Origin of the sequence: Streptomyces chartreusis, assembly GCF_008704715.1 — a bacterium.
Taxonomy (GTDB): Bacteria; Actinomycetota; Actinomycetes; order Streptomycetales; family Streptomycetaceae; genus Streptomyces; species Streptomyces chartreusis.
On the sequence record NZ_CP023689.1, the window covers coordinates 2,733,014 to 2,747,850 of the forward strand.

General features: G+C 70.8%; 11 protein-coding genes and 1 riboswitch. Of the genes, 6 read left to right on the forward strand and 5 right to left on the reverse strand.

Annotation, left to right across the window (positions count from 1 at the left end; all coding sequences use genetic code 11):
• Positions 1–147: 147 nt before the first annotated feature.
• From CP983_RS11365 to CP983_RS11380, 4 genes are all read right to left on the reverse strand, one after another.
• On the reverse strand, positions 148–843 hold the full coding sequence (locus CP983_RS11365; protein ID WP_125528361.1) for a GntR family transcriptional regulator: 696 nt from the start codon (positions 841–843) through the stop codon (positions 148–150).
• A 188-nt stretch (positions 844–1,031) separates the two neighbouring features.
• Positions 1,032–1,817, reverse strand: a complete 786-nt coding sequence (locus CP983_RS11370; RefSeq protein WP_150499519.1) for a M23 family metallopeptidase — start codon at positions 1,815–1,817, stop codon at positions 1,032–1,034.
• A 12-nt stretch (positions 1,818–1,829) separates the two neighbouring features.
• A riboswitch (cyclic di-AMP (ydaO/yuaA leader) is annotated at positions 1,830–1,995 on the reverse strand.
• A 213-nt stretch (positions 1,996–2,208) separates the two neighbouring features.
• Positions 2,209–3,597, reverse strand: coding sequence for a M16 family metallopeptidase (locus CP983_RS11375; protein WP_150499520.1), 1,389 nt, complete (start codon positions 3,595–3,597; stop codon positions 2,209–2,211).
• The gene (locus CP983_RS11380; RefSeq protein ID WP_176575204.1) at positions 3,594–4,970 is read right to left on the reverse strand and encodes a M16 family metallopeptidase; all 1,377 of its coding nucleotides are present in this window, start codon (positions 4,968–4,970) and stop codon (positions 3,594–3,596) included. Before CP983_RS11380 ends, CP983_RS11375 begins: the two co-directional genes overlap by 4 nt.
• Positions 4,971–5,390: 420 nt before the next feature.
• Here CP983_RS11380 and CP983_RS11385 point away from each other — a divergent pair, with 420 nt between their 5' ends.
• Positions 5,391–7,847, forward strand: coding sequence for a DNA gyrase/topoisomerase IV subunit A (locus CP983_RS11385; protein WP_150499522.1), 2,457 nt, complete (start codon positions 5,391–5,393; stop codon positions 7,845–7,847).
• Here the strand turns inward: CP983_RS11385 and CP983_RS11390 are convergent.
• Positions 7,844–8,989 (reverse strand): CobW family GTP-binding protein, encoded by a 1,146-nt coding sequence (locus tag CP983_RS11390; RefSeq protein ID WP_229914693.1) that lies wholly within the window; start codon positions 8,987–8,989, stop codon positions 7,844–7,846. The genes CP983_RS11385 and CP983_RS11390 overlap by 4 nt on opposite strands.
• Before the next feature lie 323 nt (positions 8,990–9,312).
• Here CP983_RS11390 and CP983_RS11395 point away from each other — a divergent pair, with 323 nt between their 5' ends.
• From CP983_RS11395 to CP983_RS11415, 5 genes are all read left to right on the forward strand, one after another.
• Positions 9,313–9,864 (forward strand): DUF6082 family protein, encoded by a 552-nt coding sequence (locus CP983_RS11395; protein WP_150499524.1) that lies wholly within the window; start codon positions 9,313–9,315, stop codon positions 9,862–9,864.
• A gap of 758 nt (positions 9,865–10,622) precedes the next feature.
• Complete coding sequence (locus CP983_RS11400; protein WP_128430880.1) at positions 10,623–10,859, forward strand: hypothetical protein; 237 nt, start codon at positions 10,623–10,625, stop codon at positions 10,857–10,859.
• 244 nt (positions 10,860–11,103) lie between these two features.
• Positions 11,104–12,048: a sucrase ferredoxin gene (locus CP983_RS11405; protein WP_150499525.1), complete on the forward strand. Its 945-nt coding sequence runs from the start codon at positions 11,104–11,106 to the stop codon at positions 12,046–12,048.
• A gap of 379 nt (positions 12,049–12,427) precedes the next feature.
• Positions 12,428–14,110, forward strand: coding sequence for an ATP-binding protein (locus tag CP983_RS11410; protein WP_167537685.1), 1,683 nt, complete (start codon positions 12,428–12,430; stop codon positions 14,108–14,110).
• Positions 14,107–14,787 (forward strand): response regulator, encoded by a 681-nt coding sequence (locus tag CP983_RS11415; RefSeq protein WP_030945089.1) that lies wholly within the window; start codon positions 14,107–14,109, stop codon positions 14,785–14,787. Before CP983_RS11410 ends, CP983_RS11415 begins: the two co-directional genes overlap by 4 nt.
• The last annotated feature ends 50 nt before the right edge of the window (positions 14,788–14,837 follow it).

A 14,837-nucleotide genomic window follows, 5' to 3' on the forward strand; every position in this document is an offset into this window, starting at 1 on the left:
AAGCCGCGTCCGCCTTTCCGGCGGGCGCGGCTTCGCTGTTTTCGGGAAGGCGCCGACGGAATTCAACGCACGGCGGTGACGCATCCGAAAAAGGGCAGCGAAAATTCCCCGCCGCCGAATATCTTCTCTTTGTATACGGCGCCTGTGTTAATGCCGCAGGCTCGGCATGTTTACGGGATGTTGCGAATTCCTCACACGGTCCGCGCGCTCGCCGCCCGTGCCGAACCTCAGACGGTGCGCGGCGAGGGAGCGCTCGGTGTGCAGGGCGGTGATCGCGCGGGCGCGTTCGCCGTCGCCGCGCGCCACCGCGTCCACGATCGCGCCGTGCTCGGTCCAGGACTCCACGGGATCGGCGGGCGCCTCCACGGCGTACATCCAGGCGATCTTGTGCCGTAGCTGAGCCAGTATCGAGGTCAGGGCGGGGCTGCCGGTGGACTGGGCGAGCGTCTCGTGGAACCAGCTGCCCAGGGAGCGCAGATCGTCGCTGTTCCCGCGCCTGGCCCGCTCCTGCCCCAGCCTGACCAGGCCGCGCAGGACCTTCAGATGGGCCTCGGTGCGCCGCTGGGCGGCCCGGGAGGCGCCCAGGGGTTCCAGCAGGCCGCGCATCTCCAGCAGGTCGGCGGCCTCCTGCTCGGTCGGTTCGGCGACGCACGCGCCCGCGTGGCGCCGGGTCACCACGAAGCCCTCCGCCTCCAGGGTGCGCAGGGCCTCGCGCACGGGGACACGGGAGACGCCGTAGCGGCGGGCGAGCAGTTCCTCGGTGAGCCGGCTGCCGCGCTCGTAGACACCGGCGACGATGTCGTCCCGGATCGCCGTGCACACCGAGTGCGCCGGAATACGCATGACCGACCTCCGCCTTAATCCCCGTGAAACGTCGACGAATGACGTGTTCTCGAGGACTCTATTGCAATCGGCCGGAATTTCCGACGGCGAGCCGGAATCCATGGATATTTTTTGGTCAGCGTAACGTCCGGAAACAACGAAAGCCCCGGCTCGGGGAGCCGGGGCTTCGAGGGTGCGCGGCGGTGGCGTCAGACGTTCACGCCGTGCCCGCGCAGATAGGCGACGGGGTCGATGTCGGAGCCGTACTCCGGCGTCGTGCGGGCCTCGAAGTGCAGGTGCGGCCCGGTGACGTTGCCGGTGGCGCCGGACAGGCCTATCTGCTGGCCGGGGGTGACGGTCTGGCCGACCGAGACGCCGATGGACGACAGGTGGCCGTACTGCGTGTACGTGCCGTCGTTCATCTTGATCACGATGTTGTTGCCGTACGCCCCGCCCCAGCCGGCCTCGACGACGGTGCCGGAGCCGACCGCGTGGACGGAGGTGCCGCTGGCGGCGTGGAAGTCGACGCCGGTGTGGCTGCCGGAGGACCAGACGGCGCCGCCGGACTTGTAGCCGGTGGAGACGTACGAGCCGGCGATCGGGGAGACGTACGACAGCAGGCGCTTGCGCTCGGCCTCGCGGGCGGCGCGTTCCTTGGCCTCACGCTCCGCCTTCGCCTTCGCGGCCGCCTTCTCGCGGGCGGCCTCCTGAGCGGCCTTCTTCGCGGCGGCGGCCTCCGCGGCGGCCCGCTCCTGGGCGATGGCCTGGGCGTCGATCTGGGCCGCGATGGAGTTCTCGACGGAGATGACGGGTATGAGGCCGGTCTGCTCCGCGGCGGGCTCGGCGGCGAGCGCGGGGGCGGCCAGAGTGCCGACGACTCCGGTGGCGGTGAGCGCGGCGACTCCGGCCGCGCGGGCGGTGGTGCGCTCGAACCGGCCGGGCCTACGGTGCTTCCCGGTGGGGCGGTTCTTCCCCGTGGCGCAGGTGAACGCCATGAAGTGGCTGGTCCTTTCCTTCCCTCTCGCCTACCGGGTTAGCTGACGGGTTCGGAGCAGGAAGGTCTCCTACGGGCCCCCTCGCGACTCGCGCGGGCGTCCGATTCACCCCAGGGACTACGGGTGGGTCCCCGGCTCCCCAGGCTCGCGCCTTACGGGGACTCGGCGATGGCTGTCCGGTGCCGCGGGCGCGGCGCACTGCCTGACGGACAGCCCGGAAGACGCTAAACGCGGCGTCTTTCAATCCCCAAACGGATCGCGGCTTTTGTAGCGCATCCCACAGACCAGACAGGCAACCTCTCCCTCAATTCGGGCATAAGGGGGCCCTGGTGACTCAAGGGTCACCAGGGCCTCTGCACGCGCGTGGCGCCGGACGGCGCGAGCCCGTCCTCTACTCGGCCGCCACGACCTTGACTTCGCCGATGCCGAGGGCCTCGACGGGCTCCCGGATCTCGGCCGCGTCGCCGACGAGGATCGTCACCAGACGGTCCACCGGGAAGGCACTCACGGCCGCCGCGGTGGCCTCGACCGTGCCGGTCGCGGCCAGCTGCTGGTACAGCGTCGCCTGGTAGTCGTCGGGCAGGTGCTGCTCGACCTGGTCGGCCAGCGTGTTCGCCACGGACGCCGCGGTCTCGTACTTCAGCGGCGCCACCCCGACGAGGTTCTGCACGGCGAAGTCCCGCTCGGCGTCGGTGAGCCCCTCGGCCGCGACACCCCGCAGGACCTTCCAGAGGTCGTCCAGGGCCGGACCGGTGTTCGGGGTGTCGACGGAGCCGCTGATGGCGAGCATCGCCGCGCCCGTGCCCTCCGGGGCGGAGCGCAGGACCTGACCGAAGGCCCGCACACCGTAGGTGTAGCCCTTCTCCTCGCGCAGGACCTTGTCCAGGCGTGAGGTGAGGGTGCCGCCGAGGCAGTAGGTGCCGAGCACCTGAGCGGGCCACACACGGTCGTGCCGGTCGGGGCCGATGCGGCCGATCAGCAGCTGCGTCTGGACGGCGCCGGGGCGGTCGACGATGACGACGCGTCCGGTGTCGTCCGCGACGACCGGCGGGACCGCGCGCGTCTCGCCCGGCGAGCCGGTCCAGGCGCCCAGGGTGTCGCCGAGCAAGGCGTCGAGGTCGACGCCGGTGAGGTCGCCGACGACCACGACGGTGGAGGTGGCAGGGCGTACGTGCCGCTCGTAGAAGGCGCGTACGGAAGCCGAGTCGATGCCCTCGACGGTTTCCTCGGTGCCCTGGCGCGGGCGGGACATGCGCGCCGTCGCCGGGAACAGCTCCTTGGAGAGCTCCTTGGCGGCCCGGCGCGAGGGGTTGGCCAGCTCGTGCGGGATCTCGTCGAGCCGGTTGCGCACCAGGCGCTCGACCTCGCTGTCCTCGAACGCGGGCGCCCTCAGGGCGTCGGCGAGCAGGCCGAGCGCCTTGGTCAGGCGGGAGACGGGCACTTCCAGGCTGACCCGGACGCCGGGGTGGTCGGCGTAGGCGTCGAGCGTGGCGCCGCAGCGCTCCAGCTCGGCGGCGAACTCCTCGGCGGTGTGCTTGTCGGTGCCCTCGGACAGGGCACGCGCCATGATCGTGGCGATGCCGTCGAGGCCCTTCGGCTCGGCGTCCAGGGGCGTGTCCAGGAGCACCTCGACGGCGACGACCTGCTGGCCTGGGCGGTGGCAGTGCAGGACGGTGAGGCCGTTGTCCAGCTTGCCGCGCTCGGGCGCCGGGAACGCCCAGGGCCGGGCCTGGCCCGCCTCGGGCTGCGGGTGGAACTCCATGCTGGCGAGCTCGGTCACTGCGCCGACTCCTCGTTCTCGTCCGTGGCGGGGGCGGCCCCGTCGGTGGCGGCGGCTTCCAGTTCCTCGGCCTCGTCGGCGACCGGCTCGTACACGAGCACCGCGCGGTTGTCGGGGCGCAGCCGGGCCTGGGCGACGGCCTTGACCTCCTCGGCGGTGACCTCGAGGACGCGCTGTACGGCGGTGAACGCCAGCTGCGGGTCGCCGAACAGGACGGCGTACCGGCACAGTTCGTCGGCGCGGCCCGCGACGGTGCCGAGCCGGTCCAGCCACTCGCGCTCCAGCTGGGCCTGCGCGCGCTCCATCTCCTCGGCGGTGGGGCCCTCCTGCGCGAAGCGGGCGAGCTCCTCGTCGACGGCCGACTCGATGACGGGCACCTCGACGTCACCGGAGGTCTTCACGTCCAGCCAGCCCAGCGAGGGCGCGCCGGCCAGGCGCAGCAGGCCGAAGCCGGCCGCGACAGCCGTACGGTCGCGGCGCACGAGGCGGTTGTAGAGGCGGGAGGACTCGCCGCCGCCGAGGACGGTCAGCGCCAGGTCGGCGGCGTCGCACTCGCGCGTGCCGTCGTTCGGGAGGCGGTAGGCGGCCATCAGCGCCCGCGCGGGGACGTTCTCCTCGACGACCTCGCGCAGCTGCTCGCCGATGACCTCCGGCAGCGAGCCGTCGCGGGGGGCGGGCTTGCCGTCGTGGCCCGGGATGGAGCCGAAGTACTTCTCGACCCAGGCGAGCGTCTGCTCCGGGTCGATGTCGCCGACGACGGACAGAACGGCGTTGTTGGGCGCGTAGTAGGTGCGGAAGAACGCGCGGGCGTCCTCCAGGCTGGCCGCGTCCAGGTCGGCCATCGAACCGATCGGCGTGTGGTGGTACGGGTGTCCGTCGGGGTACGACAGCGCGGTCAGCTTCTCGAAGGCCGTGCCGTAGGGGACGTTGTCGTATCGCTGGCGGCGCTCGTTCTTGACGACGTCGCGCTGGTTCTCGAGGCTCACCTCGTCGAGCGCCGTCAGGAGGCTGCCCATGCGGTCGGCCTCCAGCCACAGCGCGAGCTCCAGCTGGTGGGTGGGCATGGTCTCGAAGTAGTTGGTGCGCTCGAAGCTGGTGGTGCCGTTCAGCGAGCCTCCGGCGCCCTGGACGAGCTCGAAGTGCCCCGTGCCCTTGACGCTGTTCGAGCCCTGGAACATCAGGTGCTCGAAGAGGTGGGCGAGTCCGGTACGGCCCTTGACCTCGTGGCGGGAGCCGACGTCGTACCAGAGGCAGACGGCGGCGACCGGCGTGAGGTGGTCCTCGGAGAGCACCACGCGCAGGCCGTTGGCCAGGCGGTGCTCCGTCGCGGTGAGGCCGCCGGATTGTGCCTCCGGTGTGGCCGTGTGACCCATGGGCAAGGTGTCCTTCCGGTCGCGTGCACTGCCTTGTGCCGAGCAGTTCGGCATAAGTTCCTGCCACTGTATGCAGCGTGCGAAGGCTCGGCGAAGTTCCCGGTCAGAACGGCTCCCTCGGGACGCGCGTGTGGCGTGTGGGTCGGATGTGCCGTCTGTGTGCGGGGGCGATCACTCCGGCGAGTGAACGCTCGTGGGGCGTGAGCTTGCCACCGAGGTCGGAGTGTCCGTGCGGGCTCCCTCGTCCGGGCCCGTCGGTACTCGATGGCGTAGTCGGTCGCCGTCGGGGCCCGCCGTCGGCGACACTTCTCACGCGCCGGGCCGGAGCCCAACATCGGGTCCTGGTCGGTGGTTGTCAGTGCCGCGGTCCACAATGGTCCGCGTCAGATCCGTCCACGCTTCAGCAAGGAGCCGGCAGCGATGGCCCGCCGTAGCACGAAGACCCCGCCGCCCGACGACACGTACGAGGAGAAGATCCTCGACATCGACGTCGTCGACGAGATGCAGGGCTCCTTCCTCGAGTACGCGTACTCGGTCATCTACTCCCGCGCCCTGCCCGACGCCCGCGACGGCCTCAAGCCGGTGCACCGCCGCATCGTCTACCAGATGAACGAGATGGGCCTGCGCCCCGAACGCGGCTATGTGAAGTGCGCCCGCGTCATCGGCGAGGTCATGGGTAAGTTGCACCCGCACGGCGACGCCTCGATCTACGACGCCCTGGTGCGCATGGCGCAGCCCTTCTCCATGCGCGTCCCGCTGGTCGACGGCCACGGCAACTTCGGCTCGCTGGGCAACGACGACCCGCCGGCCGCCATGCGGTACACCGAGTGCCGTCAGGCGCAGGCCACGAGCCTGATGACCGAGTCGATCGACGAGGACACGGTCGACTTCACCCCGAACTACGACGGCCAGGAGCGGGAGCCGGTGGCGCTGCCCGCCGCCTTCCCGAACCTCCTGGTCAACGGCGCGTCCGGCATCGCCGTCGGCATGGCCACGAACATGCCGCCGCACAACCTCGGCGAGGTCATCGGGGCCGCCCGCCATCTGATCCGCCACCCGAACGCGGATCTCGAAACCCTGATGAAGCTCGTCCCGGGCCCCGACCTGCCCACCGGCGGCCGCATCGTCGGCCTGGCGGGCATCCGGGACGCCTACGAGACGGGCCGCGGCACCTTCAAGATCCGCGCCACGGTCGAGATCGAGACGGTGACCGCCCGCCGCAAGGGCCTCGTCGTCACCGAGCTGCCCTTCACGGTCGGCCCGGAGAAGGTCATCGCCAAGATCAAGGACCTGGTCGGCTCCAAGAAGATCCAGGGCATCGCCGACGTCAAGGACCTCACCGACCGCGAGCACGGCCTGCGCCTGGTCATCGAGATCAAGAACGGCTTCGTGCCGGAGGCGGTCCTGGAGCAGCTGTACAAGCTGACGCCGATGGAGGAGTCCTTCGGCATCAACAACGTCGCCCTGGTCGACGGCCAGCCCCTCACCCTGGGCCTCAAGGAGCTCCTGGAGGTCTACCTCGACCACCGCTTCGAGGTCGTCCGGCGCCGAAGCGAGTTCCGCCGCAGCAAGCGCCGCGACCGGCTGCACCTGGTCGAGGGCCTGCTCACGGCTCTCGTCGACATCGACGAGGTCATCCGGCTGATCCGTTCCAGCGAGAACAGCGCACAGGCGAAGGAACGCCTGATGGAGCGCTTCTCCCTCTCCGAGATCCAGACCCAGTACATCCTCGACACGCCACTGCGCCGTCTCACCAAGTTCGACCGCATCGAGCTGGAGTCGGAGAAGGAGCGGCTGAACGCGGAGATCGCCGAGCTGACCCGGATCCTGGACTCGGACGCGGAGCTGCGCAAGCTGGTCTCCGCCGAACTGGCCGCGGTGGCCAAGAAGTTCGGCACCGAGCGGCGTACGGTCCTGCTGGAGTCGGCGGGCACCCCGGTCTCCGCCGTGCCGCTCCAGGTGGCCGACGACCCGTGCCGGGTGCTGCTGTCCTCGACGGGTCTGCTGGCCCGTACGGCGAACGGCGACCCGTTCGCGGAGGACGGCGACGCGAGGCGCTCCAAGCACGACGTGATCGTCTCGGCGGTGCCGGCCACGGCCCGCGGCGAGGTGGGCGCGGTGACGTCCACGGGCCGGCTGCTGCGGATCAACGTCATCGACCTGCCGCAGCTGCCGGAGACGGCGTCGAGACCGAACCTCGCGGGCGGCGTGCCGCTGGCGGAGTTCGTGTCGCTGGAGGACGGCGAGACGCTGGTCTGCCTGATCACGCTCGACGAGTCGTCGCCCGGCCTGGCGCTCGGCACCGCACAGGGCGTCGTGAAGCGTGTGGTGCCCGACTACCCCTCGAACAAGGAGGAGTTGGAGGTCATCACGCTGAAGGAGGGCGACCGGATCGTCGGCGCGGTCGAGCTGCGCACCGGCGAGGAGGACCTGGTCTTCATCACGGACGACGCCCAGCTGCTGCGCTACCAGGCCGCGCAGGTCCGCCCGCAGGGCCGCGCCGCCGGTGGCATGGCGGGCATCAAGCTCACCGAGGGAGCGAAGGTCATCTCCTTCACCGCGGTGGACCCGGCGGTCGACGCGGTGGTGTTCACGGTCGCGGGCTCGCGGGGCACGCTGGACGACTCCGTCCAGACGACGGCCAAGCTGACGCCGTTCGACCAGTTCCCGCGCAAGGGCCGCGCCACTGGCGGTGTGCGCTGCCAGCGGTTCCTGAAGGGCGAGGACTGCCTGTCCCTGGCCTGGGCGGGCGCCATTCCGGCACGGGCCGCGCAGAAGAACGGCACACCGGCCGAGCTGCCGGAGATGGACCCGCGCCGTGACGGCTCGGGTGTGTCCCTGGCGAAGACGGTGTCGGTGGTGGCGGGTCCGGTCTAGGCGGGCGGGCCGTCCGGGCCCTGCTCATCCGTGCCCTGCTCGTCAGGGTCTTGCGCGTCCGGGTCCTGCCCGTCCGGGTCCTGCACATAGCGCAGAACGCCCCACATGCCGTGCTCGTCGGCTGCGTGTGGGGCGTCGCTCTTGCACCCCTCGAGGTCCTTGGCCAGGGCATCGGAGTCGATGCCGGATCCGATGAGGACGAGCTGGGTGAGGCGAGTACCGGCGTCGACATCGACGCCGGCCCACGGTTCCGGGTAGAAGCGCAGGAACGGCCCGACTGCGTGCACGGCATAGCGGTTCACGGCGTCGTGCGGCCCGAAGTCGACGTACCCCTTGATCCGGTACAGCCCCTCGGACCTGCTGTCCAGGAACCCCATCAGCCGCCGCGGATCGAGGGGCTGTTCGGAGACGAAGGACAGGCTGTCGTAGGCGGTGTGCAGGTGAGCGTGGTGACCGTCGTGGTCATCGCCGTCGCCGTCGCCGGTGTGCTCGTGCAGGTCGTCGAAGGACAGCTGCCCGATGCGCTCCTCGCTGGGCCGGCAGTCGAAGAGGAACTCCGGGTCGATACGGCCGTAGGTGGCCGGGACGACGGCGGCCCGGTCGGCCAGCTCACGGACCAGCCCGAGGACACGCCCGCCGTCCGGCGCCCGGTCGAGCTTGTTGACCACGACGAGGTCGGCGAGGGCGAGATGCCGGTCGATCTCGGGGTGCTTGGCGCGCGTGCCGTCGAACTCGGCTGCGTCGACGACCTCGACGAGCCCGCCGTACACGATGCCGGGATGCTCGCTGGCGAGCAGCATGCGCACGAGTTCCTGGGGCTCGGCGAGCCCGCTGGCCTCGATGACGATGACGTCGATGCCGGTGGACGGCCTGGCGAGCCGCTCCAGATAGACGTCCAGCTCGCTCGCGTCGACCGCGCAGCACAGACAGCCGTTGCCGAGCGACACCGTGGAGTCGCCGAGCGCGCCGGCGACCGCCATCGCGTCGATCTCGATGGCGCCGAAGTCATTGACGATGGCCCCGACGCGGGTGCCTCCGCTGCGGTGGAGGAGGTGGTTGAGCAGAGTCGTCTTGCCGGAACCGAGGAATCCGGCGAGAACGACGACCGGAATCTGCTGCGGGCCGGGGCTCTGCTGACTCAACGTGCGACCTTTCTCACGCCGACGGGTGCACCGGCTCGCGGCTCGGCGCACATACGAGGATCTGAATGCCGACCCAGGATACGAGCCGGAAGAATCTCCGCGAAGTGAACGATTGTTAGCTGCACTTGCCGGGCAGACGTTGGGCATGGCGCCGGAGTGTGCGACCCTCGCATCCCTCTGTGCGCCTCCTCTCCGCCTCCCCGCCGATCAGAGCCGCTCGGCACTCTGGGAGACGGCAAGCGCCGCCCACCGCTCGCCGGTCCCCTCCAGTCGACCCGCATCCCGACGACCGGCGGACGGCCGCCTGATCGGGGGTAGTTGACATGGCCACACAGAAACGCTTCGCACGGAGGCTGGGTTCCACCGCGCTCACCCTCTTGGCAGCCACCGCCACGGTGGCGCTGACAGCGCGTCAATGGCGATCCGAGAAGACACGCCTGCACGAGCGACAGCTCGAGCTCGAGGAACTCGCGATCCGGCGAACAGCTCTGGCCCATCAACAGCGTATGCACTGGGAGTTGCTGGCGAGGGCCATCGACGACCCCTCCCTCGCGGCGGTGATCGACACCTACGACCAGAACATCCCGGCGGAGAGTCGCCGTCAGTTCCTTTACGCCAACGCCTGGTACGTCCACCTCTACCACCTCTACCAGGCAGAACTCCTGGACCGAGAGGAGCTGTACACACGCCTGCGGGAGTTCTTCCAGAGCGCCGTCTTCCGCGAGTACTGGGAGGCGTCGCGCCATATGCGAGCCAGCCTCGACGAGTCGTCCGTGGAAGCCCAGCTGGGGAAGATGGTCGACGGCCTCGTCCGCGACCTGGACGAATCCGATACGGACGAGTGGTGGGTCGTCGGCAATCCGCCGACGGACTGACGGACGCAACCAGGTCGGCCACTTGGCCCCCCAGCCCCGGACGCCTCTGCAACTTTTTGGTTGTCCGCCTCAAGTAGCGTGAGAGACACCAGTACGGTTCCCCCATCCGCCGGGGTTCACGGCCGCGTCCCTCACGTGAGGACACAGACGTTGCCTCAGCGGCGCGGGTCGCCATCCCGCATTCGGGCCTTCGGGCCAGGGAGGAGCCGGTGCCTTGAAGCTGATCAACTGGCTCAAGGACCGGTGGAAGGACCACCTTCGACCACACGTCTCCTCGGAGAGGGTTTCCGTGACGTGCGATGTGGTGATCGTGGCCGCGTTGATCCATCAGTGGTGGCCGTGGTCCTGAAAAGGGTGAGTCCCAGCTGATTCATCAGCCGGGACTCACACCACCGAGGCCGGGAGTTTCGTCCTCGCGATCCGTCGGGTGATGGCCGACAGGAGGGCGGACTCCCGGTCGCCTCCGCCGACATGGGCGTGAGTCGAAGCTTCACAATGCACTACTCAGTCCCATCAGGGCGAGGTCTCTTCACAAGGACACTTGAACGACGGCGGCCGACGAACCGGCATCGGGGCGCCGGCAGCCCACCCACCGACTCAGGGTCACCTAACGCCTAGTCCCTCAAATGCATGCACGCCGGGACACTACGGAGTGACGTTTTGTTGATCCAGCCTCAGGGCCCCGAGAATCATGAGACTGTGCTCCTCATCATTACACCCGTCACCTCTAGCCTCAGTTGTTGTAAGGACCGGTACCTTTGAAGATCGTGCGCCGCATCGGTGTGCCTCCAAGCGCCCGAGGCAGTAGTTCAGGAGCGACCTGCCCGGACGTGTTCGAACTCAGTGACGGCAACTTCGCCGTCATCGGCACCGAGGCCACCGAGGCGCTTGACCCGGAACTGCCCGCCGATGCCGCCCGCGCCGACTACGAGCGCATCGTCATCGTCAGCCGCGAGACTCTCATCCGCGCCAAGGCAGACATCCCCGACGCCTGACAGCCCCGCACGAGCACGCGTCCAACCGGACCCGTTCCGTCCCACTTCCCGGTCGCAAGCCACCCTTGAGCGAGCCGGGCCACCACCCACCCGGCGAGCAGCCGGTACCCCGTCGCTGCTCGATCTCCACCGATGAGGCCTGGCGCCAGAACGGCACCAGGCCACACGCATGTCTGATGCCCCTTGAGCAGCACGGCGCCCCCTGAGCCCTCACGCCACGCCAAGTCAGGTTAGGCTCACCTCTGTGAGTACGTGCTCAACCGTCTCGCAGGACCTCGACGAGCCGATCGCGGGGACCGCGGCGACCGCGACGACATGGCTGCTGCTGGAGCAGCCCGGTCCGTGGGGTGCCAAGGCGCTCACCCAGAGCCACCTGGATCCCGCGCTGGGCCGCGCCCTGGAGGCCGCCGCGCAGGGCACGGGCGTACGCATCGCGCTGATCCGCCGCCCCGGCCGCCACGCGGACTGCGGCGGGCCCGCCGAGCGCCAGGTCTACGTCGCCCACACCGTCCCCGGCAACGTATGGCTGCGCGGCGCCACGATCACCGACCCCCAGCACCTGCTCAACCTGGACTTCACCGCCCTCGGCATGGGCGACCACCACACCTTCGACTCGGTTCTCCAGGGGCAGCCCCACACAGGCGACCCCCTCGCGCTCGTCTGCACGAACGGCAAGCGCGACCGCTGCTGCGCCCTGCTGGGCCGCCCCCTCGCGGCGGAGCTTGCCGCCTCCGGGGTGGACGGGGTCTGGGAGGTCACTCACCTGGGCGGACACCGGTTCTCCCCCACGCTGCTCGTGCTGCCGTACGGCTACGCGTACGGCCGGGCGCAGGCCCATGCCGTCAAGGAAGTCCTGCACAGCGTCCAGGAGGGCCGGATCGTCGTCGAGGGCTGCCGCGGGAACTCGGCCTGGGAACGGCCCGGCCAGGCGGCCGAGCTGGCCGTCCGCAGGGCCACGGGCGAGGCCGCCGCCGAGGCACTGAGCGTCGTACGGACCGACGGCGCGGCCCCGCGGTGGGAGGTGACCGTCGCCCACGTGGACGGCCGGCACTGGCGAGTGAGCGTGGCCCAGGGCACCTCCGCACCGCCCCGCCCCGAGAGCTGCGGGACGTCGGTGCTCGGCTCGCCGGCGCGCATGGACGTGGTGGCGCTGCGCGAGCTGAGGACTACGACGGCACTGGCGAGCTGACTCGCAGGGCAGGGCGGCGGCGCTGCCCAAGGGGGCGTGCAGAGGCGCCCTGCCCGACCCGCACGCCCGTCTCGCCCCCGGCGGGCCACGCAACCCGCACGCCCGCCCGGAACCGCCCACGGCCCCACGCGACCCCGTACGCCCCTCCCGACGTCCGCACGGGGCACACGGACCCCGACGCCCCGCCCGCCCCTCCTGACGTCCGCACAGGCCCACACGACCCGGTACACCGCGACCTCCGCAAGGGCCACACGCCCCCCCCGCAGTCCACCCCACACGCCCCTCCCCACACCCACAGCCCCACCCGCCCCCGCCGATCAGGAGATCCACGCCACATCCCCCTACGGCCCTCCCCACACCCCCACGTACCGTCATGGATATGAGCCCCACTCCCCCCGCCCGTCGCCTGCGCCTGCATCTGCCCCGGCGGATGTTCGCACAGGTGCTGCTGATGCAGGTGGCGATCGCCGCGGGGGTCGCGGTGCTCGCGACCGGACTCTTCCTCGCCCCGCTCAGCGACCAGCTCGACGACCAGGCGATGCGCCGCGCGCTGGCGATCGCGCAGACGACCGCCGCCCAGCCGCAGATCGCCGAGGACCTGACGGACACGCCCGCCACGGCCGGCGGCCCGGTGCAGCGGGAAGCCGAGCGGATTCGTACGGCCACCAAGGCCGAGTACATCGTCGTGATGGACCGACGCGGGGTGCGCTGGTCGCACCCCACCCCCAGCGAGATCGGCAGGCTCGTCTCGACCGACCCGGGCCAGGCCCTCGCCGGCCACGACGTGATGCAGATCGACAGCGGCACCCTGGGCCGCACCGCCCGCGGCAAGGTCCCGCTGCGCGACAGCGACGGGAAGATCGTCGGGGCGGTCTCGGTCGGCATCGCCTACGACAGCGTGCGGGCCCGGCTGCTGCACGCCATCCCGGGGCTGTTCGCGTACGCCGGCGGTGCCCTGGCGGTCGGCGCGCTGGCCGCCTGGCTGATCTCCCGCCGGGTCCAGCGGCAGACCCGTGACCTGGCCTTCTCCGACATCTCGGCACTCCTCGCGGAACGCGAGGCGATGCTGCACGGCATCCGGGAGGGTGTCGTCGCCCTGGACCGCGGCGGTCGTATCCGCCTCCTCAACGACGAGGCGCGGCGCCTGCTCGGCATCGGTGACGAGGCCGTCGGCCGGTCCCTCGACGAGGCGCTCGGCGAGGGCCGTACCGCCGACGTGCTCGCCGGCCGGGTGACCGGCACCGACCTGCTCACGGTCCGCGGCCAGCGCGTCCTGGTCGCCAACCGCATGCCCACCGACGACGGCGGCGCCGTGGCCACCCTGCGCGACCGCACCGAGCTGGAGCAGCTCGGCAGGGAGCTCGACTCCACGCGTGGCCTGATCGACGCTCTGCGCGCCCAGGACCACGAGCACGCCAACCGCATGCACACGGTCCTCGGGCTGCTGGAGCTGGAGATGTACGACGACGCCGTGGAGTTCGTCGGGGAGGTCGTCGGCGACCACCGGGCCACCGCGGAGCAGGTCGCCGAGAAGATCCAGGACCCGCTGCTCGCCGCCCTGCTGGTCGGCAAGGCGACCGTGGCGGCCGAGCGCGGTGTCGCGCTGAGCCTGGCGGACCGCACGGGGCTGCCGGACCGGCTGATCGACCCCAGGGGCCTCGTCACGATCGTCGGCAACCTGGTGGACAACGCGCTGGACGCCACCGCGGGCACGCCGCACGCACGCGTGGAGGTCGAATTGCAGGCCGAGGGCCGTATCGCGACGCTCAGGGTGCGCGACACGGGACCGGGAATCCCCGAGGAGCAACGCGAGTTGATCTTCACCGAGGGATGGTCCACCAAGCAGCGCCCGGCCCACCGCGAGCGCGGCATCGGGCTCCCCCTCGTGCGCAGGCTCGCCGAACGGCAGGGCGGCAGCGCGAGCGTGGGCGAGGCGGCGGGTGGTGGCGCCGAGTTCACCGTGGTCCTGCCCGAGGCGCTGGCCGCGGCGGACCTGGAGCCGGCTCTCAGCGTGCCGTCGGATCCACATGCGCACACCGTCGCCGAGGAGGAGTCGCGATGATCGAGGTCCTGGTCGTGGACGACGACACGCGCGTCGCGCGCGTCAACGCGGCCTACGTCGAGAAGGTGCCGGGCTTCCACGTCGCCGGCGAGGCGCACAACGCCGCCGAGGCGCTGCGCCGGGTGGAGGAGCTGCCTCAGCTGGACCTGGTCCTCATGGATCACTATCTGCCCGACGAGACGGGCCTCGCGGTCGTCCAGGAGATGCGCCGGCGCGGCCATCAGACCGACGTGATCATGGTGACCGCGGCGCGGGACATCACGACCGTGCAGGCGGCGATGCGGCAGGGCGCGCTCCAGTACCTGGTCAAGCCGTTCGCCTTCGCCGGCCTGCGCGCCAAGCTGGAGGCGTACGCGGAGCTGCGCCGCACCCTCGACGGCGGCGGCGAGGCGGAACAGGCCGAGGTCGACAAGATCTTCGGCGCCCTGTCCGCCCCCACGGAGCCCGACCTGCCCAAGGGGCACTCCCCCACCACCGCGGAACTCGTACGGCAGGCCCTGATGAACTCCGAAGGCCCCCTGTCGGCCCAGGAGATCGCCGAACGGACCGGGGTGAGCCGACAGACCGCCCAGCGCTATCTCAAGCTCCTGGAACGCACCGGCCGCGCCCGTCTGACCCTGAAGTACGGGGACGCGGGTCGCCCGGAACACCGTTACGTGTGGGCGACCCGCGCCTGAGGCACGGCCCGTGGGGGCGGGGGAAGGAACCGTGCCACCTCTTCATACGG